Source organism: Pseudooceanicola lipolyticus, from assembly GCF_002786325.1.
Taxonomy (GTDB): Bacteria; Pseudomonadota; Alphaproteobacteria; order Rhodobacterales; family Rhodobacteraceae; genus Pseudooceanicola_C; species Pseudooceanicola_C lipolyticus.
The window spans coordinates 34,124-57,919 of the sequence record NZ_PGTB01000012.1 but is presented as its reverse complement, the minus strand read 5'-3'; the positions used below and the strand labels follow the sequence as shown (position 1 = coordinate 57,919).

Sequence of the window (23,796 nt, the reverse complement as noted above, 5' to 3'; positions counted from 1 at the left end):
TCCTGCGTCGGACCTAGTTGTGGAACATCTGCGCCGTACCGGGCTGGTAGCCCGAGCCGGGGGTGAGGAAGCGCTCGCGTTGAACACGCCCCTGCTCGGCCGTAGCGGAACGCTCAGCTTCGACTAGGGCTTCGGCACGGCCATTGGCGGCAATGACGGCGGTGAGATCGGCAATCTGTTGAGCTTGCAGTGCCAGGAGTTGATTCCCCGCCTGCGTGGCCTGAAGCGCACCGACCGCGGTCTGGCTTTCGCCGACAAGCGCAGAAAGCTGTGCGCGCTGCGCATCGATATTGCCAACGACGCCGGCCTGTACCCGCATCGCATCCTGAAGACCGCCGACCGTATAGCCCCAACGAGCGCGGGCATCGGCAACAAGCTGGGCGTCGGTCGCGGTCTGCGGGATGTTGGCATAGTCCTGCTGGAACAGCTGGTCGATCTGCTGAACGTCGAAGGCAATGTTCTGTGCCTGCGCCAGAAGCTGGCGGGTGCGATCGACATTCCTTTGCAGATCGCTCAGTGCTGAGAACGGCAGGCTCGTGAGGTTGCGAGCCTGATTGATCAGCATCTGCGCTTCGTTCTGTAGCGAGGCGATCTGGTTGTTGATCTGTTCCAGGGCACGTGCTGCCGTCAGCAGGTTTTCCGCATGGTTGGTCGGATCGTAGACGATCCGCCCGAACCCTCCGAACAACGCGTGGGCCGGCGTCGTGAATACCGGCGCCATCGCCAAAGGTACTGCCAGCGCCAGAGCAACAGCCGAGGTACGAAGAAGGCCGAAGCGGTGATGAGATTGGCGGGTCATGTCGTGGTCTCCTGTTTTGGTTGAAGCTTTGGTGGATCGTGGGGGAGCTCCGCGTCTGTCGTGCCGTGGGTCGGGGCGAGCGTGAGATTGGTCAGGTCCGGAAGAAGATCGGCGGCCCAATCGGCACCGCGGATACGAAGCCAAGCCGCCAGAAAACCGTCACGGCCCTGTTCGGCGAGAACCTCGCCGATCAATGCCTGGTCGGATTTGGACGAGGCCGCGCAAAGCGCGAGCCCGACTTCGGACAGGCCGAGCTCGAACAGCCGGTTGCCGCGACGGGACTGGCAGTAATAGTCCTGCTTGGGCATGGCGCGGGCCAGGATCTCGATCTGGCGATCATTGAGCCCAAAACGCCGATAGATCGCGGTGATCTGCGGCTCGATCGCGCGTTCATTGGGCAGAAGGAGCCGGGTCGGGCAGCTCTCGATAATCGCGGGCGCAATGCCGGAATTATCGATATCGGATAGCGATTGCGTGGCGAAGATGACGGAGGCGTTTTTCTTCCGAAGCGTCTTCAACCACTCACGCAACTGCCCGGCAAAGCCCTTGTCGTCCAACGCCAGCCAGCCCTCGTCAATGATGAGAAGGGTCGGACGGCCATCGAGCTGGTCCCCGATCCGGTGGAACAGATAGGAAAGCACGGCTGGCGCCGCACCTGTTCCGACCAGACCCTCGATCTCGAAGGCCTGGACAGAGGCGGCTCCCAGATCTTCGACTTCCGCATCGAGCAGCCGTCCATAGGCGCCGCCCACGCAATATGGCCGAAGCGCCTGTTTGAGATCGTTCGACTGCAAAAGCACGGAAAGGCCGGTGATGGTCCGCTCGGTAACAGGGGCAGACGCCAGAGATGTGAGCGCGGTCCAGAGATGCTCTTTCATAGCGGGTGTGATGGGCACGCCTTCGCGATCGAGGATGGTGGCGATCCAGTCAGCGGCCCAGGATCGCTCCGAGGGTTCGACGATCCGGGCAAGAGGCTGTAGCGAAACCGTGGGCTCGGCAGCGTCGGTGAGCTCACCGCCGAGATCGTGCCAATCGCCCTTCATGGCAAGTGCTGCAGCGCGGATCGAGCCGCCATAGTCGAATGCGAAGACCTGCGCGCGGTCATAGCGCCGGAACTGCAGCGCCATGGCGGCGAGCAGTACGGATTTACCGGCGCCGGTGGGACCGACGACCAGCATATGTCCCACATCGCCGACATGAAGAGACAGCCGGAACGGGGTCGAGCCCTCGGTCTTGCCGAGGAGCAGTGGGGGAGCTGCGAAATGCTCGTCCCGTTCCGGCCCCGCCCACACGGCGCTAAGGGGGATCATGTGGGCGAGATTGAGTGTTGAGACCGGTGGCTGGCGCACATTTGCGTAGACATGGCCGGGCAGTGACCCGAGCCAGGCATCCAGCGCGTTCACGGTTTCGATCATGGCGGTGAAGTCACGGCCCTGGATGGCTTTTTCCAGCAAACGGAGTTTTTCGTCGGCGAGGCGCGGATCTTCATCCCAAACGGTAAGCGTTGCGGTGACATAAGCTTCGCCTGCAACATCGGCGCCGAGTTCCTGCAGTGCGAGATCGGCATCGGCGGCCTTGTTCGAGGCATCGCTGTCCATGAGCACCGATTGCTCGTTGGTCATCACCTCCTTGATGATCGCGGCGATGCTCTTGCGTTTGGCGAACCATTGGCGGCGGATCCGGGTGACCATGCGTGTTGCATCGGTCTTGTCCATCAGGATCGCACGGGTCGACCAGCGATAGGGAAAGGCCAGCCGGTTCAGATCGTCGAGGATGCCGGGCGTGGTCGCAGTCGGAAAACCAGTGATGGTCAAAACGCGCAGATGCGCCTGCCCCAGTCGGGGTTCCAGGCCCCCGATAACCGGCTGATCGGCCAGCAGGGCGTCGAGATGCATCGGTACTTCCGGCACCCGCACCCGCTGGCGATTGGTGGAGATGGTCGAATGCAGGTAGGTCAACGTCTCGCCATCATCGAGCCAGCGACATTCGGGCATGAAGCCGTCGAGAAGCGCCAATACGCGATCGGCGCGGTCGATGAAGCTTCGCAGGATTTCCCGGGCATCGACGCCGGAGTTTTCACGCCCCTCGTAGAGCCAGGTCTCGGCGCGCGCACTGTCCTCGGCTGGCGGAAGGTAGAGCAAGGTCAGGAAGTAGCCGGAGATGAAATGCACGCCCTCCTCCTCGAAGCCGGCCTTGCGCTCGGCATCAAGCAAGGCGGAGGCCGGATCCGGGAATCTGCTCTCGGGATAGGTGGCGGCCTCCATGCGTTGCGCTTCGACGAAAATGGCCCAACCGGAGCCGAGCCGGCGGAAAGCATTGTTGAGACGACCGGCCACCGCGACCAGTTCGGCCGCGACGGCACTGTCGAGGTCCGGCCCGCGAAACCGCGCCGTGCGCTGGAAACTGCCGTCCTTGTTCAGGACCACACCCTCGGCAACCAGCGCGGCCCAGGGCAGGTAATCGGCAAGCTGGGCGCTGCCCCGACGATACTCGGCGAGGTTCATCATCTTGATACTCTCCTCAGACCTGAAGATGTCCGGGCAGCCGCAGATGTCGGCGTCCGACCTCCACGAAAAGCGGATCGCGACGGGCGGCCCAGACCGCGAACACGTGGCCGAGAATGCCGATCACGATCCCGGCGACCCAGAGCTGAAGACCGAGACCGATGGCCCCGGCGAGAGTGCCGTTGAGGATGGCGAATGCCCGCGGCGCACCACCGAGTAGGATTGGTTCGGTCAAAGCGCGGTGCACCGGGACGGAATAACCCGGCACGCCTGAGAGCTGCTCCAGCATCAGATCAGCGCCCCACCACCGAAGCTGAAGAAGCTCAGGAAGAAGGAACTGGCCGCAAAGGCGATGGAGATGCCGAACACGATCTGGATGAGGCGACGAAAGCCACCCGAAGTATCGCCGAAGGCCAGTGCGAGCCCAGTGACGATGATGATGATCACCGCCACGATCTTGGCGACGGGCCCCTCGATGGATTGAAGGATCGCCTGCAATGGCGCTTCCCAAGGCATCGAGGAACCCGAGGCATGGGCGGGCTGTGCGAACAGAAGGCTCACCCAGGCAACGGTTGCGACGGTTGCGACGTTCTGGCGGACGCGCAAGGCTTGGCGGATCATGAAGCATCTCCTGTTTCGTGAGTGGGGATCGATGGAAATTCGGTGGTCGAGACCAGGTAGTCGCCGTCCGGGCCGAGCCCTTTGACGCGGGCGAGCTCGGTCAAACGGCGCGCGGACCCACGGCCGGAAAGAACGGCAACGAGATCGATAGTTTCTGCGATCAGGGCGCGGGGGACGGTGATCACCACCTCCTGGATGAGTTGCTCCATCCGACGGAGCGCCCCAAGCGCGGAGCCTGCATGGATGGTGCCGATCCCGCCGGGATGGCCTGTTCCCCAAGCCTTCAGGAGATCGAGGGCCTCGGCGCCACGGACCTCTCCAACCGGGATCCGGTCGGGACGCAGGCGCAGCGAGGAGCGCACGAGATCGGAAAGCGACGCCACGCCGTCCTTGGTCCGCATCGCAACCAGGTTCGGCGCCGCGCATTGCAACTCGCGGGTGTCTTCGATGATGACAACGCGGTCCTGGGTTTCCGCGACCTCTGCAAGCAGCGCATTGGTTAGCGTGGTTTTGCCGGTGGAGGTGCCGCCGGCCACGAGAATATTGGCGCGCGTGGCAACGCCCAGGCGTAGCGCTTCCGCCTGGAGGCGGGTCATGATTCCCGCATCGACATAGTCGTCCAGCATGAAGACCGCGACAGCCGGTTTGCGAATGGCGAAGGCCGGGGCCGTGACTACGGGGGGCAGCAGTCCCTCGAATCGCTCTCCCGTCTCGGGCAGTTCAGCGGAGACGCGCGGGGATGAGACATGGACCTCAGCACCGACATGATGTGCCACGAGCCGAACGATACGTTCCCCGTCGGCCGGGGGCAGCGTTTCGCCGGTATCGGAGAGGCCTTCGGACAGGCGGTCGATCCAGAGCCGCCCATCGGGGTTGAGCATCACCTCGACGGTCATGGGATCTTCCAGAAACCGCGCGATCGCGGGCCCGAGCGCGGTGCGGAGCATCCGCGCGCCTCTCCGGATTGCCTCTGGTTGTTGGCTGGTCTGAACCATGTCGTCCCCGTTCCTGTTTTGGGCGCCTCCAACGGACGGCCCTGGATCGGGGTCGATTAAGAAAGCCGGATCCGGCCTTGGCTCAACAGCAACTTAAGAGGCGTAGTAACCTGGCGTAGGGCTGGATAGACACAGGCGGGGAGGAACCTCTCCCCTCCCCGGTTTCAGCCTCGATTGTTACCCGCAAGATCACGCGCCATGCTGAGCAAGCGGCGTAGGGCTGGGTTGTCATTGTGGGGCAACCAGACAGCACTATAGGTCAAGGTTTCCCCTTCGATTGGGAGGTATATGACGCCGGGAAATTGGGTTGCAGTACTTGCTTCTCTGGTAACCGCCAGCCCACGCCCCATAGCCACGAGTGCATGAAGGTTGTCTCGGCCGACAGCATGTGTCTGAATTCTTGGAGCACGACTGACACTTGCAAGACGCCGAACAAGATAATCACGCATCTCTTGCCCCGGCGCTACTTCACTTACCAAGAATGTCTCGTCCGCAATTTCGTCCCAAGTAGACATTCGACCAGCAGCAAGTTCATGGTGCTCGGGGCAAACCAAGAAGACCCGTTCTTTCCACAGCTCCTCGTTATCACAATCTGGCCAGCTCTTACTTTCGGAGACAAAGGCGATATCAAGCCTTAGACTACGTATCGCACCGAAGTGATCGGTTGGATTTCCATTCACCAACTCAATTTCAATCTCGGGGAAACTCCTTCCAAAGCTCACAATGAGATTGTTCAAAAAGCCAGACGCAAGGGATGAAAATATGCCGATTGTCAATCGGCCCTTTTCTCCCCGCCCAGCCGCGCAAATATCCGTAATCGTCTCTTCAACATTACCCAGAATATTTCGAGCGGCTTTAAGGAAGGTTTCTCCCGCAAAAGTGAGGGTTACACCCGCGCTATGGCGATGAAAAAGAGAAGCACCAACTTGATCCTCCAAGTCGCGAACTCTACGACTTACAGCGGACTCCTGAATTTCAAGCTCCCTCGCGGCTTGCCGAAAGCTCCCGTTCTCGGCGCTAACAACAAAATAGTGAAGGTGATGCAACCCGAATCTACGTGGGAGTTTACTCATTTGACTAACTTTTCTGAGGTCCATGCAAACATTCGACACCACAGCCACTAATATAATCGTGCAACTAACTTAATGGCTGAAATTGCTGCAAAATCTCACGCCTTAATAAGTAGCCGGGAGAGAAATGCAGGCTCCACTTTACACCTATGACATACGTAATAGATTTGAGGTCGCAGGAACGTTGATGCTTATCTAGACACGCACCCCCCCCGCGACTTGGCAGGATCATCTTTCTATAGGCGAAATCCTACTGGGCGGAATTTTCATTTGGTCCCGCGCGCTGCATAATCGACACCGGAACATCAGAGCCAATGAACTGGAAATCCTGAATTTCCAATACCATGTCTGCGATTTATTTCACCGTAGACTGCCAAGACCTTTTCGCTTTGTGATATCTTTTTTCTAGAAGTGAAGCGTAAGCTATCCTACAGCGTCAACTATTTCCAATGCTTTGGCTTCCAAGTTGTTGCAGGAGCAAAAATCCGCTGCCTGACGCTCATGGGTTCGATGAACCTAGAAGTCCTCGCAAAGGCAGTGACAGAGACCTGCGTCCTGCATGCCATGATGAAGCAAGCAAGCCATGCAGTCGTTGCAACGATTTCACGATACTCAATACTTGCACGTGGCAGTGCTGCTCTTCCGGGCGGACTCTCCCTCTCCCACAGGACTTCAAGGGGCTGGGCTTTCTTCTGCTAGCTCGTCGACAAAGCTATTTGCCTTTTGGAGCCTCCGCCCGAGTGTCTCGACGAACCCATCGAACCGTTCGCGACCCTTGGCCTGAACGGCGCTCTGATCTTCTTCCGGCAAAGGGGGCGTGATCGTAAGCCAGAAGCGCACAAAGAGCGCAAGGGTTTCGACGGTGATGTGCTGGTCGCGTTCCAGGCGAGCGACTTGCCGCGAGAGACGATCCAACCTGCGGGTCAGCGCCGCCTCCTGCATGTCGGCGTGATCAGGTGAGAGGAAACTTTCGACGGCCGCCTCGACCACTGCAGAGCGCGTAAGGCGTTTGCGATCAGCCAAATCGCGAATACGACCGATCATTTCTACAGGTAGGGAGAGGTTCATTCTGTCTCGCATTTTCTCTGCCTCAAAATTCCATGCCGTCATCCAAATCCAGAGTTACTTGCCGAGCCACCTGCCCCATGCTTTGCCGCAAAGCCTGTCGCTGGCGCACGATGTCTTCGGGCTCGTCATCCAGCATTCCCTCGAATTCCCTAGCAGGTTCTTTGGAGGCTTTGCGGGCGATCGAAACATGCTGCGGAAGCTCTGGCTCGCGCCGCAAACCGGCATTCGCTTCGTCCTCCCCAATTCCTGTAGTTTCGGCCAGCAAGGTTGCATCCGGCTGCAAAGGATCGAGGTTCGACCATTCATCAACCTTTGCCGCTTTCTCCTTCTTCGCGGATTCAGGCGGGGGGAATATGCGATCAAGAAAGCGCTGATCGGTATAGTACCGAGCCTTTTTCGCGCGGATCGGAGGAGAGCCAGCCACCATGACGATCTCGTCATCTGGGGGAAGTTGCATGATTTCACCGGGAGTCAGGAGTTGGCGCGCCGTTTCGGATCGGGATACCATCAGGTGGCCAAGCCAAGGCGCCAGTCGATGGCCCGCATAGTTGCGCATCGCGCGCATCTCCGTCGCGGTGCCCAGCGCATCGGACACACGTTTTGCGGTGCGTTCGTCATTGGTGGCAAAGCTCACCCGAACATGGCAGTTGTCCAGGATCGAGTTATTCTGACCATAGGACTTCTCGATTTGATTGAGAGACTGGGCGATCAGGAAACTCTTGATGCCGTAGCCAGCCATGAACGCTAGCGCGCTCTCGAAGAAGTCGAGGCGACCGAGCGCGGGGAATTCGTCGAGCATCATCAGAACTCGGTGCTTGCGGTGCTTTGCGTGGAGGTCTTCAGTCAACCGGCGACCGATCTGATTCAAGACCAGGCGGATGAGCGGTTTGGTACGGGAAATATCCGACGGTGGTACAACGAGATAAAGTGTGGCGGGTGTTGGATCGGCGATAAGATCAGCGATCCGCCAGTCGCATCGCCGGGTGACATGGGCGACAACCGGATCGCGATAGAGGCCCAAGAACGACATGGCTGTAGAGAGCACGCCGGACCTTTCGTTATCGGACTTGTTCAAAAGCTCCCGGGCGGTCGAAGCGATAACCGGATGCGGACCGTCTTCACCGAGGTGCCGGGTCGTCATCATCGCTTTCAGCGTAGCCTCGATCGGTCGGCGCGGATCGGACAGAAAAGAAGCTACACCGGCAAGCGTCTTGTCATTTTCCGCATAAAGGACATGGAGGATCGTCCCCACCAAAAGGGAGTGGGACGTTTTTTCCCAATGATTGCGCTTTTCAAGCGAACCTTCGGGATCGACGAGCACGTCCGCAACATTCTGGACGTCGCGCACCTCCCATTCACCACGACGGACTTCAAGGAGGGGATTATAGGAGCTTGATGTGGCGTTGGTGGGGTCAAAGCGCAGGACACGCCCATGTTGTCCGCGAAACCCGGCGGTCAGTTCCCAGTTCTCGCCCTTGATATCGTGGACGATGGCTGAGCCAGGCCAGGTCAAGAGGGATGGAACGACCAGACCGACACCCTTGCCCGAGCGGGTCGGCGCAAAACAAAGTACATGCTCCGGCCCGTCATGGCGCAGGTAATCCTTGTCCAGTTTGCCAAGCACCACTCCGTCGGGGCCGAGAAGTCCGGTCGCCTCGACCTCCTTGCCCTCGGCCCATCTTGCGGAACCATAGGTATCGACATCGGCCGCTTCGCGTGCGCGCAGCACCGACAGCGTGATGGCGACGGCGATGGAAAGGAAACCACCCGAGGCGGCGATGGCGCCACCTTCCCAGAATACGCTGCGTGCATAGGCATCGTAGAAATACCACCACCAGAAAACCGCAGGCGGCGGGTAGACCGGCGTGCCAAACAAGTCGAACCACGGGCTTCCCAGTTGGGCCTGAAACCCCAACCGCCAGGCAACCCATTGGGTCGCGCCCCAGGTCGTGGTGAGCACGATCAGGAAAACGACCAGAATTTGGCCCCAGAGGATCCTTGTTGCTGTCATGGCGCCCATGGTCAGCACGCAGTCTGCGCATTCAAGGCCGGGTTTGCGCATGTCGCAGGTCCGGCGGCCGTAGAGTACGAATAGGAAAATGCTGCAATCGTACCTTACTGATAAATTGCCGTTGCACTACAACATAGGCAATCAGAGCTCTGACCCAACCACCCTCTTACGATACGCCGACGGAGCTTCACCCATTCGGGAGCGAAAGCGGCGCGAGAAATAGGAAGGGTCGGAGTATCCAAGCCGGTAACCCACCTCGGCCAGTGGCAGGCGGGTGAAAGCGATCAGCCGGCACGCTTCGGTCATCGTTGCGGTCTCGAGATGTGCCGTCAGGCTGCGCCCGGTCGCCATCCGAACGATACGGTTAAGATGACCGGTCGTGACGTGAAGAGCCGCCGCATAATCCCGCCCGGCCCAACCGTCGGTCAGATGCTTGGCGATGAGCGCGTCAAGCCGTTGAATCTGCCGTCCGGCCTGCGGATCCTCGAATGCGGCATCGGCGAGGTCGTCTTCGGCCAGCGTTGCGAGAAGAACATGGGCGAGCGCGACCAACCTCTGTGCACGAAATGTGCCAGTAGAAGTATATGTTGCAGCAAGTGCCGCGATGAGTTGCGCAACGTCCGCCGTTACGACTCCCCGCTGAGGGGTCGCCAGCCAGGATGTTAATGCAGCGGCCTTCGGGCCCAGCCGGGAAACGACCGGTGAGGGGAACGAAAGAACAGTCCCCTCGGTACCGCGGGTGAATTCAAACCCATGTACGATTTGTGGCGGGACGTAAAGATACCGGCCACTAGCCAGCCTCTCTTCGGCGCCGTCCAGCACTACATGTGCGGAACCATGCTCAATGAAGAAGACTTGCGACATCTGGCTGTGCCGGTGCGGTGCAATGACCCAATCATGCAGGCCGGCGCGATCCAGAACACGTTCGCAATGCACGACGTCAGGGAAAACCGTCGTCTCGCCGAAGAGATTGAAGAGCGGGATCGAATGCGCGTCGGTCATGCCTGAATAGTACCAGTCAATGACGATACAGTCCATTCGTTGGCGGCGTATGCCGAGCTACGGTTCAGCAAAGATACGGGAGGAAACGGCATTGATCACCATGGACACACAGGTCGCCATCATCGGCGGTGGACCTTCAGGGTTGCTGCTGTCCCAGTTGCTCAACCGTGCGGGGATCGGAACCGTTATACTGGAACGGTCGAGCCGTGCGCATGTTCTGGCGCGGATTCGTGCCGGGATCCTTGAGTGGGGCACGGTTGAGTTGCTGCACGAAGCCGGTGTCGGGGCGCGAATGGATGCAGAAGGCATCCCACACGACGGGTGCTATCTGTCTGATGACTCGACGATGATCCATATCGACTTTAAGGAGCTCACCGGCAAGCGCGTTATGGTCTATGGCCAGACCGAGGTGACAACCGATCTCTATGCGGCGCAGGACGCGATGGGCACGACGATCCTGCACGACGTGTCCGAAGTGGAAATCCACGACCTCGACCAGGCGAAATCCCATATCGAGTTTACCCATGAGGGCACACGCAAGCGCCTCAATTGTTTTTACGTGGCAGGATGCGACGGCTTCCACGGCGTTTCCCGCAGGACTATTCCCGATGAAATACGCCGTGAGTTTGAGCGGGTCTATCCTTTTGGTTGGCTCGGTATCTTGTCGGAAACTCCGCCAGTGAATGATGAGCTTATCTATTCCAATTCCAGTCACGGTTTTGCGCTGGCGTCGATGCGCAACGAAAATCTCGTGCGCTACTATGTGCAGGTGCCGCTCAGCGATACGGTTGAGGATTGGTCGGATCAGCGCTTCTGGGACGAGTTTTCGCGTCGCATTCCGTCAGAAGCCGCCAGGCGCCTTGTAACCGGGCCGTCCATTGAGAAAAGTATCGCTCCGCTGCGCAGCTTCGTTTCTGAACCGCTGCGTTGGGGGAATCTGTTCTTGGTGGGCGATGCCGCCCATATTGTGCCGCCGACTGGCGCGAAGGGCCTGAACCTTGCCGCCTCGGACGTATACTACCTCTATACCACGCTGATTGACGCGCTGAATGGAAAGAGCACGACCGGTATCGACGAATACTCTGCCCGAGCGCTGGCCCGGATCTGGAAAGCCATGCGTTTCAGCTGGCAGATGACGACGATGCTGCACCGTTTCGACGGCGAAGATGCCTTTGCCGAACAGATGCGGAAAGCCACGCTGAGCCATCTGGCGCACTCTGAAACCGCGCGGCGGGACCTGGCGGAAAACTATATCGGGCTGCCCTTCTAGGGGCGGCCGATCCGCGTGATCCTCTGCGAAATCTCGATGGCGACGGCAAGCGCGCGTGCTGTCGTCATCAGCATTTGCGGCAGCACCATCCATTCAAGGGTCCATGCCGCCCCCGAGCGTTCCTGTTCATGGATCATCGCAAGGTGCATGGCCGAAACCTGCACCGCGTTGAACCGCGCGAGCGTCAGGAGAAGTTCGGCCGCGACAGGGTTCTGCTTATGCGGCATGGCAGAGGAGCCACCGCCGCCAGACATCGCGATCTCGTCTATGCCCTGCTGCGCCATCAGCACAACGTCCTGCCCTAACTTGCCGAGCGTGCCGGTGACGAGCGACAGGAAGGACGCATAATCCGCCACCCCGTCCCGTATCGCGTGCCACGCCCTGGCGGTGGGGGCAAGGCCGAGCGCCGCCGCGACATCGGCGACGACCTGATCGGCCTTCGGCCCCAGCGCCTTGCGGTCGCCCGCGGCACCGCCTATCTGCACCTTCTCGACACGCTTGCGCACGACCGCGAGCCGTTCAAGGTGATCGCCCAAAGGGAGCCGCCACGTCGCCACCCGGTCACGCACGGTGATCGGCTCCGCCGCCTGCATCCGCGTGCGCCCCATCAGCGGGGCATCGCCGAATCGGGTGTTGAGCCCGTCGAGACAGCCGGCAAGAACCTCGAGACGCGCGGCGAGGAGGTCCGACGCCTCTTGCAGGGTCAAAGCCAGAGCCGTGTCCATGACGTCCTGAGAAGTCGTGCCCTTGTGCACCGCCTCCGATCCCGCGACCGCCTTCAGCTGCTTGACGAGGCGCGGGATGGGCACGCCGTCCTGCGCCATTCCGGTGGCGATGTCCGCAAGGTCGATCCGCACCGTCTCGATCGCGCGTGTGGCCGCCTCGGCCGCCGCCGCATCGAACAGGCCCGCGCGCCCGCAGGCCCGCGACCACACCGCCTCGAACGCGAGCATATGGGCCATCTGCCGCTCGGGAGCGAGGATCGCCGCCATCTCCGCGTCGCCGAAGTGGCCCGAGAGCCAGGGATGGTCGAAGACGGAAACGCTCATCGTAGGTGCCCTTTCCTCATGGCAAAAAGGGGCAGTCTTTGCCGCCCCTTCCGTTCTCGTGCCGAGCCGGTCAGAGATCGAGAAACACCGTTTCACCTTGTCCCTGCAACCGGATATCGAACCGGTACTTCCTCTCTCCGATCTTCTTGGCGATCAGCGTGTCGACCCGCGGGCGTTGTTCGATGCGGCCGAGGAGCGGATCCTCGGAGTTGTCCTCATCGTCGAAATAGACCCGTGTATTGAGGCCGATGTTGATCCCGCGCGCGACGATCCAGAGCGAGATATGTGGCGCGGATTCCGCCCCGCCGCGTCCCTTGTAGGACCCTGGCTTGACCGTGCGCAAAGTGAACTCGCCCGTTTCGGCATCAGCCGCGAAACGGCAATGACCGGTGAAGTTCGGGTCGGCGCCCTCCTGGCCGGGGAAAAGACCACTCGCGTCGCATTGCCAGCTTTCGATCAGCGCATCCCGCATCGCCCAGCCGGTACCGTCGAAAACCGAGCCGACGATCTCGATGACCTCGCCGGTTACGTCGCCAGCAATCGGCGAGGTGCCGATCTCCAACTGGTAGTACCCGGCGTTGCCCGCATAGGTCGGCATCAGCCCGATATGGACATAGGGCCCTGCGGTCTGGGACGCGGTTTCGATCAGCGTGTCGAGTTTCTGGACCATGATTACATGCCCTCCAACTTGTTCTCGAACATGGTCTGGCGGCGACCGCGCAGGACAATGTCGAATTTGTAGGCGAGAAAATCGAGCGGGCGCGACTTCGAGAAGTCGAGCGGCGCGACCAGCCGGTCGAGCTGGCTGCGGTCCTTGATCGTCGCGGCAATCGGACAATGGCCGATCAGCGGGTCGCCCTCGAAATACATCTGGGTGATCAGGCGCTGACCGAAGCTGTGACCATAGACCGAGATGTGGATATGCATCGGTCGCCAGTCGTTACCCCGGTTTGGCCAAGGATAGGCCCCGGGCCGGACCGTCAGGAATTCATAATAGCCGGTCTCATCGGTGATGGTGCGGCCACAGCCGCCGAAATTGGGGTCGAGCGGGGCGAAATAGGTGTCCTTCTTGTGGCGGTAGCGCCCGCCGGCATTAGCCTGCCAGATCTCGATCAGCGTCTGAGGCACCGGGCGGCCCATCTCGTCGAGGACACGGCCGTGCATCAGGATGCGTTCGCCAACGGCAGGAGCCGCGCCTTTGGTCCAGTTCAAGATCAGGTTGTTATCAAGCGCACCGAGTTGACCGTGGCCGAACGTTGGGCCAGTCTCTTCCGACGGAGAGCTTTCCATCGACAGAAGCGGCAGGTTGGGCGAGCGTGCGACGCTCGTCTTGTAACCCGGATCGTAGGGGGCCGGGTGGATCGCGCGGTTGCGCGGGATCAGCGGTCCAAGGTCAGTCATTCCTCGCTCTCCTCCATTTCCGCATAGGTCTGCTTGGCAAGTTTCAAGGCATGGTTCGCCCTCGGCACGCCGGAATAGATCGCCACATGCTGCAACGCCTCCGCGATATCGGCTTTCGTTGCGCCGGTGCGCGTGGTGGCACGGATATGCATCGGGATCTCCTCGAAATTGCCGGTCGCCGCCAGAAGCGCGACGGTCAGCATCGACCTTTCCCGCCGGGTCAGGCGGTCTGAAGCCCAGACCGTGCCCCAGGCGCTTTCGGTGATGAGCGTCTGGAACGGCAGGTCGAATTCGGTCTTGGCAGCCTCGGCCCGGTCCACATGGGCATTGCCCAGGACTTCGCGTCGTACTGCCATCCCGCGATCGAATGTTTCGCTCATCCGGTGATCCTCTCCACGAATTTTATCAGCGCATCGGCAAAAGCCTCCGGCGCCTCGACGGCCGGCAGGTGGCCGGTCGTCTCGAACATCAAAAAGTCGGCGCGCGGCAGGGCCTGAGCAAGATTGGCGACCACCTCGGGCGGGGTCGCCAGGTCGTGCTGGCCGCCGAGGACCAGCGCGGGGTGCGCGATCTCACCCAGCCGGTCCGTGATGTCAGCGCCCGCGATGGCGGCGCAGGTGGCGATATAGCCCTCGGCATCCGTCCGCGCGAGCATTTGACGCCAAAGCGCCGCCTCGGGCCGGTCCAGCATCGCCTGCCCGAACCAGCGTCGCAGGATATTGTCCGCCATCGCCGCCATGCCATTCACGCGCACCGCCTCGATGCGCTCCAGCCAGCCTTCCGCCGCGCCCAGCTTCGATGCGGTGTTCGACAGGACAAGACCGATGACCCGGCCCGGCGTCATCAGCGCGATATGCTGCGCGATCAGCCCGCCGATGGAACAGCCGACAATCACCGCGCGCGCAATTCCGACGTGATCCATAGCCGCGATCACATCTTCAGCCAGGTCAGAAATCCTGTAGCCTTGGGATCCGGTCCCGGACAAGCCATGCCCACGCTTGTCCATGCGCAGCGCGCGCAAACTCGCCGGCAGGCGCGACGTGACCGCGTCCCACATCCGCAGATCGGTGCCGAGCGAATTGATAAAAACCAGTGCCGTGCCATCCCCTCCGGAAAGGTTCAGATGCATCGTGCCCCAGTCGCGTTCCAGAGCCTGCATGGGGATCCTCCTGTCGCCAAAGTGGCATAATCCCCCTATTAACAAAAATACGAATTCATGCAAAAAGCATAACCAAATGAATATACCAAACGGCATGAAGCTGCGTCATCTCGAGGCGTTTCTCGCGGTCTCGCAAAACGGGAACATTTCCGCAGCCGCACGGGCACGGAACGTGTCCCAGCCCGCACTGTCGAAAACGATTACGGAGCTTGAGGCACTGCTCGGCACGACCCTCTTCGACCGTGCCGGTCGCCGCGCCATCCTGACACCGGCGGGTGAAGGGTTCCGCGCCCATGCGCTCGCGGCGGTGCAGAGCCTTGAGGCGGGGGTGCGCAACCTTTCCGGCCGGTCGGCGGCGGATCTCGTCAAGGTCGGCGTGCTGCCGACCGTGGCAGGCGGGTTCTTCCCTTCGGTCGCGCTCGCCCTAGCGCAAAACCGCCCCGAAGTGCGCATCGGCATCATCACCGGCCCCAACCGCTATCTGATCGAGATGCTGCGCGGCGGAAAGATCGACCTGATGGTTGGACGGATGCCCTCGGCCCGGGACATGCCGGGTCTCGCCTTCGAGTATCTCTATGACGAGTCCATCCTGTTGGTCGCCCGCGCGGGCCACCCTGCCCTGTCGCTGCGGTCGCGCGAGGCGCTTTCGGCCTTCCCGCTGATCCTGCCTAATCCCGGTGCGATCATCCGCGATAGCGTCGACCGCTATCTGTCCGCGATGGGCCTTTCGGGCGTCGTCCCCGCCTTCGAGACAGTGGCGCTGCCCGTCGCACTTGCGCTTCTGGAACAGTCCGACATGCTCTGGTTCATCTCTCGCGGGGTGGTCGAACGCGAACTGCGCGCCGGCACGCTCGCCTCGCTGCCGCTGAAATCGGACTACATGGCCGGCGCGGTGGGGCTGACGCGGAAATTTACCTTCGGCGAAAACAGCCCGGCCGATCTTCTGGCAAGGCTGCTGCACCGGCAGGCGGAGGAAGACCCAACGAACTGACCGCCTCAGACCGCTTCCAGCGCGATGGCGATGCCCTGGCCGACACCGATACACATGGTCGAGAGCGACCTCTCGCCCGGCTCCAGCCCGAGCATCGCGGTGCCGGTGATGCGCGCGCCAGACATGCCGAGGGGATGGCCAAGCGCGATGGCGCCGCCGTTCGGGTTCACCCGCGGATCGTCGTCGGCGATGCCGAGGTCACGAAGCGTCGCCAGCCCTTGCGAGGCGAAGGCCTCATTCAGCTCGATCACCGCAAAGTCGTCAGGCGCAAGCCCGAGCCGCGCCATCAGCTTCTTCGACGCGGGCGCCGGGCCGAACCCCATGATGCGGGGGGCCACACCAGCCGTCGCGCCGCCGAGCACCTTGGCGATGGGCGTCAGGCCGTGCTTCAGTGCCGCCGTCTTGGTCGCAAGGATGAGAGCCGCCGCCCCGTCGTTCACGCCGGAGGAATTGCCCGCCGTCACGGTGCCGTCCGCCTTCACGAAGGTTTTCAGTTTCTCAAGATCCGCCATTGTCGTCGCGGGTCGCGGATGTTCGTCTTCGGCCACGATCACCGGCGCGCCCCTGCGCTGCGGGATCTGGACCGGCACGATCTCCTGCGCGAGCCGGCCGCTTACCATCGCGGCACCCGCCTTCTGTTGCGAGCGGATTGCAAAGGCATCCTGATCGGCGCGGCTGATCCCGAAATCCTCGGCGACGTTCTCGGCCGTCTCGGGCATGGAATCGACGCCGTATTGCGCCTTCATCAGCGGATTGACTAAGCGCCAGCCGATGGTGGTGTCATGCACCTCGTTCGCACGGGAAAAGGCGGTGGTGGCCTTCGGCATGACGAAGGGTGCACGCGACATCGACTCGACCCCGCCCGCAACGATCAGTTCCGCCTCGGCCGCCTTGATCGCACGGGCGGCGGTGATGACCGCATCCATCCCCGAACCGCAGAGCCGGTTCATCGTGGTGCCCGGTACCGTCTCCGGGTAGCCCGCGAGCAGGAGCGACATCCGCGCGACGTTGCGGTTGTCCTCGCCAGCCTGATTGGCGCAACCGAAGATCACCTCGTCGATCGCCGCAAGGTCCATCCCGGGGTTTCGCTCCGCCAGCGCCCGCAGCGGGATCGCGCCCAGATCGTCGGTCCGGATCGCCGAGAGCGCGCCGCCATAACGGCCGATCGGGGTACGGATGTAGTCGCAGATGAAAACCTCGGTCATCAAATCCCCTCCGGCACGATGAGATCGCCGACCGGCCCGTCGATATGCAGCAGCGCGCCGGTCACCGCCTGTAGCTCTTCCATGGAAATCACGGGCAGCTTTTCGCGCAGCACGAATCTGCTGCCCTCGATGTCCACCACCGCAAGCGAGGTATAGACTCGGGTAACGCAGCCGACGCCGGTCAGCGGGAAGGTGCAGGTCTCGACCAGTTTCGGCCCGCCCTCCTTGGTGACGTGGTCGGTCACGACCGCGACGCGTTTCGCGCCGTGGACAAGGTCCATCGCGCCGCCGACCGCCGGGACACCTTTGGACCCCACGCGCCAGTTGGCAAGGTCGCCGTTCTGCGCGACCTGATAGGCGCCGAGGACAGCCAGATCCAGATGCCCGCCGCGCACCATGGCGAAGCTGTCGGCATGGTGGAAGAAGGCCGCGCCCGGCTTCAGCGTGATCGCTTTCTTGCCCGCGTTGATGAGGTCCCAGTCCTCTTCGCCCTTGGCCGGTGCCTCGCCGAAGCCAAGGACGCCGTTCTCGGTATGATAGGTCACCTCGCGACCCTCGGGCTGGAAGGTGGCGATCATCTCGGGGAAACCGATGCCGAGGTTCACATAGGACCCGTCTTCGATATCCTGCGCTGCGCGCCATGCGATCTGCGCGTTCGACAGCTTGTCTTCCATCACATTGAAACCGGACATCAGTAGACCACCCCCCTGCGAACGAGCACTTCTTCCTGCTGCGGGTCCGGCACCGCGACGACCACGTCGACGAAGATACCGGGGGTGACGACCTGTTCGGCGTCGATGGAGCCTGGCGCGCCGAGATCGGCGACCTGAGCGATGGTTCTCGCCGCCGCCATCGCCATCAACGGATTGAAGTTCCGCCCCGCCAGCCGATAGGTCAGGTTGCCCGCTTGGTCGCCGTTCTGGCCCTTGATGAGCGCATAGTCGGCCTTCAGCCAGCGCTCGCACACATACATCTTGCCGTCGAATTCCTCGACCGGCTTGCCTGCTGCCAGCTCGGTTCCATAGCTCGACGGTGTGTAAAAGGCGGGAATGCCCGCTCCGGCCGCGCGGATCCGCTCGGCCAGCGTGCCTTGCGGGACGAGTTCCAGCGCGATTTCGTCTGCCAGGTATTTCTCGTTGAACGCCTCGGCATTCGACGAGCGCGGGAACGAGCAGATCATCTTGGCAACCATGCCCGCCTTGATCATCGCGGCGATGCCGATTGCCCCGTTGCCGGCGTTGTTGTTGATGACCGTCAGGCTCTTCGGACTGCCGGTGGCACGGTACCGGTCGATCAGTGCGTGAATCAGTTCGATCGGCGCGCCGGATCCCCCGAAACCGCCGATCATGACCTGTGCCCCGTCCGGGATCTCCGCGACTGCCTCGGCCAGGGATGCTGCAACCTTGCTCATATGCTCCTCCGCTTGATGTCCCTGCCATAGCGCCGGATCGGAGGCTGGAGCGAGTCATTTGTTCATATGTTGATCTTTGTTCAAAATATGTAGAAACAAGTGCGCATGTTGAACAAATCCACCGATTACGTCGCCTCTCTGGTGAAGGGCCTGAAGGTCATCGAGGCTTTCAGTTCCGAAACGCCGCGGCTGTCAATCACCGAGGCCGCCGAAAACAGCGGGCTGGACCGTGCCACCGCGCGGCGCGTCCTCCTGACCCTGCACCGGGAGGGCTATGCCGACTACGACGGCAAGTTCTTTACCCTCACGCCGCGCGTCCTGCGGCTCGGGGTCGCCGCGATTGCCTCGCTGCCCCTGCCCCAGATCGTGCAACCCTGGCTCGACCAACTGTCCGAGCAGATCGGACAGAGCTGTTCCGTGGCACTTCTGGATGAGACCGAGATCGTCTACATCGCCCGGGCCGCGCAAAAGCGGGTGATGTCGATCGGACTGATGCCCGGGTCCCGGCTTCCCGCCTGCACCACCTCGATGGGACGCGTGCTTCTCGCCGCGCTGCCGCGCGAGCGGGCGTTCGCGCTCGTTGAGGCATCGGATCTTTCGCCGCGCACGAGCCATTCCCTCGCCGATCCCGACGAAATCATGGATCAAATCGACGGTGCCCGGGCGCAGGGCTACGCGATCATCGACCAGGAGGTCGAGATCGGTTTACGCTCCATAGCCGTGCCGCTCTTCGATGCGCGGGGCCGGGTTATCGCCGCGCTGAACACCGGTATGGCCGCGACGCAGGAAAATGCCGGGCAACTGGCCGAGATCTATCTGCCGAAACTCTTGAAGGTACAGGCCGGTTTGCGGCGTCTGCTCTGAGGGGCTTCTGTCAGGCGGTCAAACCCTGAAAAGCCGCCTTGAGCGCACGCGGGTCGCCCTGCCGCATCAGATCCTCGGGCGGCGTGAAGCCCGCCGCCAGCATCTGCCGGGCCAGCATGTGTTCGCCAGTACTGTTTATGGTTTCGACCGCGATCAAACGCCCGCCGCGCAGATGATAGATCGACTTCAGACGCCCTTCCGCCGTAACGCTCGTGACCTCGGCATCCGCGCCCGCCGAAAGGCCCGCGATCTGCAACTTCATGGCGCCGATATCCGACCAGAACCACGGGACGGCGGAATATTCAGTCGGCATCCCAGCCAGTGTCTTCGCGAGCGTTCGCGCCTGATCGGTTGCGTTCTGGACGGACTCCAGCCGCAGCCTCGATCCCCCCATCGGAAACGAGGCACAATCGCCCAGCGCGTAGATATCCGGATCAGAGGTCGCAAGGTATGCGTCCGCCACAATGCCATTGTCGATGGTCAGGCCCGCCTCTTCGGCCAAACCGACCACCGGAAGCGCACCGACACCGACGATGACAAGATCAGCAGGCAGCGTCCTATCTTCGAGCCGGACAGCATCGACCTGCCCCGCCGTCCCTTCGATCCCTTCAATCTTCGCCACCGTCAGAACCTCGACACCCGTTTCGATCAAGGTGCCCTCGACGACCGAAGCCAATGTGGCGCTGGCCGCACGGCCGAGGAGACGTGGCGCGAGTTCGACGACACTGACCGCAAGTCCGCGCGCCGAGAGCATTGCCGCGGCTTCGAGCCCAATGAACCCGCCACCGATCACCACGACGCGCGCGGCATCCGGCAGAGCAGTCCGCAGGGCACGTGCATCCTCTGCGGTACGCAAGGTGAATACCCCGTTCAGGTCGTGGCCCGGCACGGCCAGCTTGCGCGCCACTGTGCCGGTCGCGAAGACAAGCTTGTCGTAAGCGCAGGTTTCCCCGCCAGACAGGCGCACCGTCTGGCCGGGCCGATCCACCATTTCGACCGACACACCAAGCCCCAGGTTGATGTCTTGATCCGCGAAGACTTGCGGCGCACGCAGAGGCTGCAGCGCGACATCGGGGGCCTTCATGAAGGATTTGGATAGCGGTGGCTTGTGGTAGGGATGGTCCGGATCCGCCGAGATTAGGTTGATCGGCGCCGTATAGCCTTCCTCGCGCAGGGATATGGCCAGTTGTGTGCCACCATGCCCCGCGCCGATGATGACGATCCCCGCCATCACTCAGTGCCCGACGACTTCGAAGACGACACCTTCGAGAGCCGACGTCACTTCGATCTGACAGGTTAGACGGCTGGTTTCGCCCATCGCATCCGAGGTGAATTCCAACGTGTCCCGCTCGGCATCCTCCATCGTGGGCAGGGCGTCGCCGTGTTCGACGACCCGGCAATGGCAGGTCGCGCAAACGCACGAGCCGCCGCATTCTGCCACGATTCCGCCCACGCCTGCCGAAGTGGCGGCGACCATCACGCTCTGGCCCGGCTCGGCCTCAATTTCCCTGCGGTTGCCCGACGGCTCGATGAATATCAGTTTGACCATTATTGTTCCTCAGTTGAATTGGCGTCCGCCATCGACAATCAGGGTCTGTCCGGTCACGAAACCAGCCAGCGGCGATGCAAGATAGAGTGCGCCGCCAACCATGTCCTCGGCCCCCGCCGCACGTTTGAGCGCTCCGCGCGTGACCCCGTAGGAAGCCGCGTCGTCCATCAGCCCGAGGCTTGCTTCGGTCAGGGTGAAGCCCGGCGCCAGCACGTTGACCCGGATGTTGTCATCGCCCAGCTCGCGGGCCATGGCCCGCGACATGGCGATCACCGCGCCTTTCGAAGCGACGTAGTGAAGCCATTGCGGCGAGCCGGAAAAAACAGTCGCCGACGAGACATTGACGATGGCCCCGCCACCACCCTTGCGCATGACGGGGGTAAGGGCACGGCTGACCTGCCAGACGCCCTTGACGTTGACCGCCATCACCTTGTCCCAGATCGCCTCGTCGATGTCTTCGAGCGACCGGCGTTCCAGCCCCGCATAGATCGCAGCATTGTTCACCAGCACATCCGCGCCGCCCAGCGTGGTTTCGGCGGTGCGAGCCAGCGCGATGCAGCTTTCGCGGTCCGTGACATCCACGCTCGTGGCATGGGCCTTGCCGCCTGCTGCCTCAATCAAGGCCACGGTTTCGGCGCACCCTTCGGCGTTGATGTCGGCGACCAGCACCTCCGCCCCGGCCTTGGCGAAGCCTTCGGCAAAGGCCCGGCCCAAACCGCCCGCTGCGCCGGTGATGACGGCTCGCTTGCCTTGCAGATCGAGATCAGACATTGGCGCTCTCCTTGAGATAGGCCGGGGCTTCGAACGTGGCACGCCCAGCTGCCAGATAGGCTCGGGCCATGATCCGCCCGGTATCAGTCAGAAATTGCGGCAGCACGAAATCCTCCAGCATGTCGAGCGTCTCGGCGGCGGGCGTTCCGAACCAGCCGCAGATGGTCTCAACCCCATGCGGAGAAAAGCGCCAGCCCTTGTCGGCATCTTTGACCAGCGCATCCTCGGGCGAGCTGGCCTCTTTCAGAGTGTCGTGCTGGTCGATGATCGCCAGCACCGCGTCGATATCGACGCCCTCGGGGCGATGACGGCGCAGGATGTCTCCGGCGATCTCGACGCCATAGATCTCGTGTTCGCGCACCAGCTCCTTGCGCGTCGGGTTCGGCCCGATCGCATCCGCCATGAGCGCGGGGTCGATCCGCTTCCAACCCACGTCATGCAGCAGGATCGCAGGCAAAACGATGCTTTCCACCACCCCCGGATGTTCCACCAGCAGCGCCTTCGCGATGCCGTATGAGATCAGCGTATGCACATCGTTCGAGCGCACATCGAGAAAGCCGCGAGCCTCCTCCCAAAGCGGCAGATCGCGGGGCATGAGCGTCGAGGGCGTCATATCGGCACCTCGTAGCTGAGATACATGGTCTTGTATTCGAGGTAGCTTTCGACCCCGTAGCGGCCCTTCTCACGCCCCAGCCCGCTCTCCTTCATACCGCCGAAGGGAACATAATGCGAAGAGCGGTGAATATCATTGAGCCAGACCGAGCCTGCCTCAAGCCCTTCGCATAGCGTCAAGCCCTTCGCCAAATCGCGGCAGAAGACGAAGCCGGCAAGCCCGTAGCGGCTTCGGTTGGCCAGGTCCAGCGCTTCCTGCGCGCTGTCCACCGGCGCGATGCCGAGCACCGGGCCAAAGGTTTCTTCGCGCATGATCAGCATGTCCTGCGTTGCGTCGGCGATCAACGTTGGCGGGAAATAGAAACCATCGTCAAAGCCGGGGCCGGTCTGCCGCGTTCCCCCCAGAAGGATGCGCGCACCTTTCTCACGGGCGTCATCGGATTGCAGCGCACTGTTGGAATAGATCTTCTCGTTTACCAGCGGGCCGAGATCGCCCTCGCCCCCGACCGGCTGCAGGGTCAGCTTGCCCGCTTTCTCCGCAAGACGCCTAAGCACCTCCTCGTAGACCGGTCGCTCAACGAACACGCGGTTTACGCGGTAACAGAACTGACCGGAATTCGCGAAGCCGTGGCGCGCGATAGCTGTGGTTGCCTTGTCGAGATCCGCATCCGCGCAGACGATGGCTGCGCTTTGCCCCCCAAGTTCCAGTGTCACCCGCTTCATCGTTCCTGTGGCTGCTGCGGCGATGGCCTTGCCCGCCGCCGTGCCACCCGTGAAGGCGATCTTTCGGGGGATGGGGTGTTCGATCATCGCCGTGCCGATCTCGCGGCCTTTGCCGGTCACGACATTGAACACGCCCGCCGGAAGACCGGCGCTATGGAAAATCTCCGCCAGCATCAGCGTCGATATCGGCGTGTCTTCTGCAGGCTTGGCAACCACGGTACAGCCCGCAATCAGAGCAGCCCCGAGTTTGAACATCAAAAGGGTGATGGGATAGTTGAAGGGAGTGATCGCGATTACCACCCCGACCGGCTCACGCGTCACCACCGTCCGCTCGCCCGGCGCCGCCCCGAGCGACATGCTGGCCGACAGGCGCAGTCCCTCTTCGGCATAGACATCGAGCAGGTCGGCAGAGCGGGTGATCTCAGCGATGCAGGCGGGCAAGGGCCGGCCCAGTTCAGCGTGAAGCGCGTTCCCAACGGTCTCGGCGTGATCTCGCATTGCCTGGGCGCAGGTCTTCTGGATCGCCACGCGGTCGGCCATCGGGCGTCGCTTCCACTCCGCCATTGCGCGTTCCGCGGCGCGAATGGCCAGATCGGCATCGGAAGCGTTGCCATGCGGGACCGTATCGATCACCTGCCCCGTGGCTGGCGCGATGACATTCAATCGCTCTCCGCTCGTGGCCGCGCGCCACGCCCCATCAATGAACATTTCCATGGTTTGC

Annotated in this window: 25 protein-coding genes; 3 read left to right on the top strand and 22 right to left on the bottom strand. The window is 62.1% G+C overall.

The window, feature by feature from the left end; genetic code table 11:
- Nucleotides 1-13: 13 nt before the first annotated feature.
- The 9 genes from trbJ to CVM52_RS06305 all read right to left on the bottom strand — a co-directional run bounded on the left by trbJ (nucleotide 14) and on the right by CVM52_RS06305 (nucleotide 10,106).
- Entirely contained in the window at nucleotides 14-799 is a 786-nt protein-coding gene (gene trbJ, locus CVM52_RS06345) for a P-type conjugative transfer protein TrbJ (RefSeq protein ID WP_100161665.1), read from the bottom strand.
- Nucleotides 796-3,306, bottom strand: coding sequence for a conjugal transfer protein TrbE (gene trbE / locus CVM52_RS06340; protein WP_100161664.1), 2,511 nt, complete (start codon nucleotides 3,304-3,306; stop codon nucleotides 796-798). The genes trbJ and trbE overlap by 4 nt, the downstream gene beginning before the upstream one ends.
- A gap of 13 nt (nucleotides 3,307-3,319) precedes the next feature.
- Entirely contained in the window at nucleotides 3,320-3,592 is a 273-nt protein-coding gene (locus CVM52_RS06335) for a VirB3 family type IV secretion system protein (RefSeq protein ID WP_100161663.1), read from the bottom strand.
- Nucleotides 3,592-3,924, bottom strand: coding sequence for a TrbC/VirB2 family type IV secretion system protein (locus tag CVM52_RS06330; protein ID WP_100161662.1), 333 nt, complete (start codon nucleotides 3,922-3,924; stop codon nucleotides 3,592-3,594). Before CVM52_RS06330 ends, CVM52_RS06335 begins: the two co-directional genes overlap by 1 nt.
- On the bottom strand, nucleotides 3,921-4,871 hold the full coding sequence (gene trbB / locus CVM52_RS06325; protein WP_442439568.1) for a P-type conjugative transfer ATPase TrbB: 951 nt from the start codon (nucleotides 4,869-4,871) through the stop codon (nucleotides 3,921-3,923). Before trbB ends, CVM52_RS06330 begins: the two co-directional genes overlap by 4 nt.
- A gap of 212 nt (nucleotides 4,872-5,083) precedes the next feature.
- Nucleotides 5,084-5,992, bottom strand: coding sequence for a LysR family transcriptional regulator (locus tag CVM52_RS06320; RefSeq protein ID WP_100161660.1), 909 nt, complete (start codon nucleotides 5,990-5,992; stop codon nucleotides 5,084-5,086).
- 669 nt (nucleotides 5,993-6,661) lie between these two features.
- On the bottom strand, nucleotides 6,662-7,099 hold the full coding sequence (locus tag CVM52_RS06315) for a CopG family transcriptional regulator (protein ID WP_240620878.1): 438 nt from the start codon (nucleotides 7,097-7,099) through the stop codon (nucleotides 6,662-6,664).
- On the bottom strand, nucleotides 7,080-9,068 hold the full coding sequence (locus CVM52_RS06310; protein ID WP_100161676.1) for a conjugal transfer protein TraG: 1,989 nt from the start codon (nucleotides 9,066-9,068) through the stop codon (nucleotides 7,080-7,082). Before CVM52_RS06310 ends, CVM52_RS06315 begins: the two co-directional genes overlap by 20 nt.
- A 141-nt stretch (nucleotides 9,069-9,209) precedes the next feature.
- Nucleotides 9,210-10,106 (bottom strand): helix-turn-helix domain-containing protein, encoded by an 897-nt coding sequence (locus CVM52_RS06305; protein WP_100161658.1) that lies wholly within the window; start codon nucleotides 10,104-10,106, stop codon nucleotides 9,210-9,212.
- A gap of 64 nt (nucleotides 10,107-10,170) precedes the next feature.
- Between CVM52_RS06305 and pobA the strand changes: the two genes are divergently transcribed.
- Nucleotides 10,171-11,340, top strand: coding sequence for a 4-hydroxybenzoate 3-monooxygenase (pobA, locus tag CVM52_RS06300; protein ID WP_205964900.1), 1,170 nt, complete (start codon nucleotides 10,171-10,173; stop codon nucleotides 11,338-11,340).
- On the opposite strand, the gene CVM52_RS06295 is transcribed toward pobA, so the two are convergent.
- The 5 genes from CVM52_RS06295 to pcaD all read right to left on the bottom strand — a co-directional run bounded on the left by CVM52_RS06295 (nucleotide 11,337) and on the right by pcaD (nucleotide 15,012).
- Nucleotides 11,337-12,389, bottom strand: coding sequence for a 3-carboxy-cis,cis-muconate cycloisomerase (locus CVM52_RS06295; RefSeq protein WP_100161657.1), 1,053 nt, complete (start codon nucleotides 12,387-12,389; stop codon nucleotides 11,337-11,339). The two genes, pobA and CVM52_RS06295, sit on opposite strands and share 4 nt — an antisense overlap.
- A gap of 70 nt (nucleotides 12,390-12,459) precedes the next feature.
- Nucleotides 12,460-13,059 (bottom strand): protocatechuate 3,4-dioxygenase subunit alpha, encoded by a 600-nt coding sequence (gene pcaG / locus CVM52_RS06290; RefSeq protein WP_100161656.1) that lies wholly within the window; start codon nucleotides 13,057-13,059, stop codon nucleotides 12,460-12,462.
- 2 nt (nucleotides 13,060-13,061) lie between these two features.
- Nucleotides 13,062-13,790 carry a protocatechuate 3,4-dioxygenase subunit beta gene (gene pcaH, locus CVM52_RS06285; protein WP_100161655.1) on the bottom strand — a complete coding sequence of 243 codons (729 nt, stop codon included), beginning with the start codon at nucleotides 13,788-13,790 and terminating at the stop codon, nucleotides 13,062-13,064.
- Nucleotides 13,787-14,170, bottom strand: coding sequence for a 4-carboxymuconolactone decarboxylase (gene pcaC / locus CVM52_RS06280; RefSeq protein WP_100161654.1), 384 nt, complete (start codon nucleotides 14,168-14,170; stop codon nucleotides 13,787-13,789). Before pcaC ends, pcaH begins: the two co-directional genes overlap by 4 nt.
- Entirely contained in the window at nucleotides 14,167-15,012 is an 846-nt protein-coding gene (gene pcaD, locus CVM52_RS06275) for a 3-oxoadipate enol-lactonase (RefSeq protein WP_240620877.1), read from the bottom strand. Before pcaD ends, pcaC begins: the two co-directional genes overlap by 4 nt.
- A 13-nt stretch (nucleotides 15,013-15,025) precedes the next feature.
- On the opposite strand from pcaD, the gene CVM52_RS06270 reads away from it, so the two are divergent.
- Nucleotides 15,026-15,940 (top strand): LysR substrate-binding domain-containing protein, encoded by a 915-nt coding sequence (locus tag CVM52_RS06270; protein ID WP_172720924.1) that lies wholly within the window; start codon nucleotides 15,026-15,028, stop codon nucleotides 15,938-15,940.
- A 5-nt stretch (nucleotides 15,941-15,945) separates the two neighbouring features.
- Here the strand turns inward: CVM52_RS06270 and pcaF are convergent, their stop codons facing one another.
- The 3 genes from pcaF to CVM52_RS06255 are packed head-to-tail and all read right to left on the bottom strand — an operon-like array spanning nucleotide 15,946 to nucleotide 18,556.
- The gene (gene pcaF, locus CVM52_RS06265; protein ID WP_100161651.1) at nucleotides 15,946-17,145 is read right to left on the bottom strand and encodes a 3-oxoadipyl-CoA thiolase; all 1,200 of its coding nucleotides are present in this window, start codon (nucleotides 17,143-17,145) and stop codon (nucleotides 15,946-15,948) included.
- Nucleotides 17,145-17,819 carry a 3-oxoacid CoA-transferase subunit B gene (locus CVM52_RS06260; protein ID WP_370741383.1) on the bottom strand — a complete coding sequence of 225 codons (675 nt, stop codon included), beginning with the start codon at nucleotides 17,817-17,819 and terminating at the stop codon, nucleotides 17,145-17,147. The genes pcaF and CVM52_RS06260 overlap by 1 nt, the downstream gene beginning before the upstream one ends.
- 17 nt (nucleotides 17,820-17,836) lie before the next feature.
- Entirely contained in the window at nucleotides 17,837-18,556 is a 720-nt protein-coding gene (locus CVM52_RS06255; RefSeq protein WP_100161649.1) for a 3-oxoacid CoA-transferase subunit A, read from the bottom strand.
- A 105-nt stretch (nucleotides 18,557-18,661) separates the two neighbouring features.
- On the opposite strand from CVM52_RS06255, the gene CVM52_RS06250 reads away from it, so the two are divergent.
- Nucleotides 18,662-19,420 (top strand): IclR family transcriptional regulator domain-containing protein, encoded by a 759-nt coding sequence (locus CVM52_RS06250; protein ID WP_100161648.1) that lies wholly within the window; start codon nucleotides 18,662-18,664, stop codon nucleotides 19,418-19,420.
- A gap of 10 nt (nucleotides 19,421-19,430) precedes the next feature.
- On the opposite strand, the gene CVM52_RS06245 is transcribed toward CVM52_RS06250, so the two are convergent.
- Genes CVM52_RS06245 through CVM52_RS06225 form a run of 5 tightly spaced genes read right to left on the bottom strand, consistent with a single transcriptional unit; the run spans nucleotide 19,431 to nucleotide 23,789 of the window.
- Entirely contained in the window at nucleotides 19,431-20,651 is a 1,221-nt protein-coding gene (locus CVM52_RS06245) for an NAD(P)/FAD-dependent oxidoreductase (RefSeq protein WP_100161647.1), read from the bottom strand.
- Nucleotides 20,652-20,654: 3 nt separating this feature from the next.
- The gene (locus CVM52_RS06240; RefSeq protein ID WP_100161646.1) at nucleotides 20,655-20,969 is read right to left on the bottom strand and encodes a 2Fe-2S iron-sulfur cluster-binding protein; all 315 of its coding nucleotides are present in this window, start codon (nucleotides 20,967-20,969) and stop codon (nucleotides 20,655-20,657) included.
- 9 nt (nucleotides 20,970-20,978) lie between these two features.
- A complete protein-coding gene (locus CVM52_RS06235) occupies nucleotides 20,979-21,740 on the bottom strand; it encodes an SDR family NAD(P)-dependent oxidoreductase (RefSeq protein WP_100161645.1) in 762 nt (253 codons plus the stop codon).
- Nucleotides 21,733-22,353, bottom strand: a complete 621-nt coding sequence (locus CVM52_RS06230) for an HD domain-containing protein (RefSeq protein ID WP_100161644.1) — start codon at nucleotides 22,351-22,353, stop codon at nucleotides 21,733-21,735. Before CVM52_RS06230 ends, CVM52_RS06235 begins: the two co-directional genes overlap by 8 nt.
- Nucleotides 22,350-23,789, bottom strand: a complete 1,440-nt coding sequence (locus CVM52_RS06225) for an aldehyde dehydrogenase family protein (RefSeq protein WP_100161643.1) — start codon at nucleotides 23,787-23,789, stop codon at nucleotides 22,350-22,352. The genes CVM52_RS06230 and CVM52_RS06225 overlap by 4 nt, the downstream gene beginning before the upstream one ends.
- Between the last annotated feature and the right edge of the window lie 7 nt (nucleotides 23,790-23,796).

What these genes read in the sequence shown, in the direction of transcription:
- CVM52_RS06245 (WP_100161647.1), bottom strand. Translation starts at nt 20,651, where the DNA reads ATGGCGGGGATCGTCATCATCGGCGCGGGGCATGGTGGCACACAACTG.
- pcaG (WP_100161656.1), bottom strand. Translation starts at nt 13,059, where the DNA reads ATGGTCCAGAAACTCGACACGCTGATCGAAACCGCGTCCCAGACCGCA.
- CVM52_RS06255 (WP_100161649.1), bottom strand. Translation starts at nt 18,556, where the DNA reads ATGAGCAAGGTTGCAGCATCCCTGGCCGAGGCAGTCGCGGAGATCCCG.
- CVM52_RS06315 (WP_240620878.1), bottom strand. Translation starts at nt 7,099, where the DNA reads ATGACGGCATGGAATTTTGAGGCAGAGAAAATGCGAGACAGAATGAAC.
- pobA (WP_205964900.1), top strand. Translation starts at nt 10,171, where the DNA reads ATGGACACACAGGTCGCCATCATCGGCGGTGGACCTTCAGGGTTGCTG.
- trbJ (WP_100161665.1), bottom strand. Translation starts at nt 799, where the DNA reads ATGACCCGCCAATCTCATCACCGCTTCGGCCTTCTTCGTACCTCGGCT.
- pcaF (WP_100161651.1), bottom strand. Translation starts at nt 17,145, where the DNA reads ATGACCGAGGTTTTCATCTGCGACTACATCCGTACCCCGATCGGCCGT.
- pcaC (WP_100161654.1), bottom strand. Translation starts at nt 14,170, where the DNA reads ATGAGCGAAACATTCGATCGCGGGATGGCAGTACGACGCGAAGTCCTG.
- pcaH (WP_100161655.1), bottom strand. Translation starts at nt 13,790, where the DNA reads ATGACTGACCTTGGACCGCTGATCCCGCGCAACCGCGCGATCCACCCG.
- CVM52_RS06270 (WP_172720924.1), top strand. Translation starts at nt 15,026, where the DNA reads ATGAATATACCAAACGGCATGAAGCTGCGTCATCTCGAGGCGTTTCTC.
- CVM52_RS06310 (WP_100161676.1), bottom strand. Translation starts at nt 9,068, where the DNA reads ATGACAGCAACAAGGATCCTCTGGGGCCAAATTCTGGTCGTTTTCCTG.
- CVM52_RS06250 (WP_100161648.1), top strand. Translation starts at nt 18,662, where the DNA reads ATGTTGAACAAATCCACCGATTACGTCGCCTCTCTGGTGAAGGGCCTG.
- CVM52_RS06330 (WP_100161662.1), bottom strand. Translation starts at nt 3,924, where the DNA reads ATGATCCGCCAAGCCTTGCGCGTCCGCCAGAACGTCGCAACCGTCGCA.
- trbB (WP_442439568.1), bottom strand. Translation starts at nt 4,871, where the DNA reads ATGCTCCGCACCGCGCTCGGGCCCGCGATCGCGCGGTTTCTGGAAGAT.
- CVM52_RS06260 (WP_370741383.1), bottom strand. Translation starts at nt 17,819, where the DNA reads ATGGAAGACAAGCTGTCGAACGCGCAGATCGCATGGCGCGCAGCGCAG.
- CVM52_RS06295 (WP_100161657.1), bottom strand. Translation starts at nt 12,389, where the DNA reads ATGAGCGTTTCCGTCTTCGACCATCCCTGGCTCTCGGGCCACTTCGGC.
- CVM52_RS06225 (WP_100161643.1), bottom strand. Translation starts at nt 23,789, where the DNA reads ATGGAAATGTTCATTGATGGGGCGTGGCGCGCGGCCACGAGCGGAGAG.
- CVM52_RS06240 (WP_100161646.1), bottom strand. Translation starts at nt 20,969, where the DNA reads ATGGTCAAACTGATATTCATCGAGCCGTCGGGCAACCGCAGGGAAATT.
- CVM52_RS06235 (WP_100161645.1), bottom strand. Translation starts at nt 21,740, where the DNA reads ATGTCTGATCTCGATCTGCAAGGCAAGCGAGCCGTCATCACCGGCGCA.
- CVM52_RS06305 (WP_100161658.1), bottom strand. Translation starts at nt 10,106, where the DNA reads ATGGACTGTATCGTCATTGACTGGTACTATTCAGGCATGACCGACGCG.
- CVM52_RS06335 (WP_100161663.1), bottom strand. Translation starts at nt 3,592, where the DNA reads ATGCTGGAGCAGCTCTCAGGCGTGCCGGGTTATTCCGTCCCGGTGCAC.
- trbE (WP_100161664.1), bottom strand. Translation starts at nt 3,306, where the DNA reads ATGATGAACCTCGCCGAGTATCGTCGGGGCAGCGCCCAGCTTGCCGAT.
- CVM52_RS06230 (WP_100161644.1), bottom strand. Translation starts at nt 22,353, where the DNA reads ATGACGCCCTCGACGCTCATGCCCCGCGATCTGCCGCTTTGGGAGGAG.
- CVM52_RS06320 (WP_100161660.1), bottom strand. Translation starts at nt 5,992, where the DNA reads ATGAGTAAACTCCCACGTAGATTCGGGTTGCATCACCTTCACTATTTT.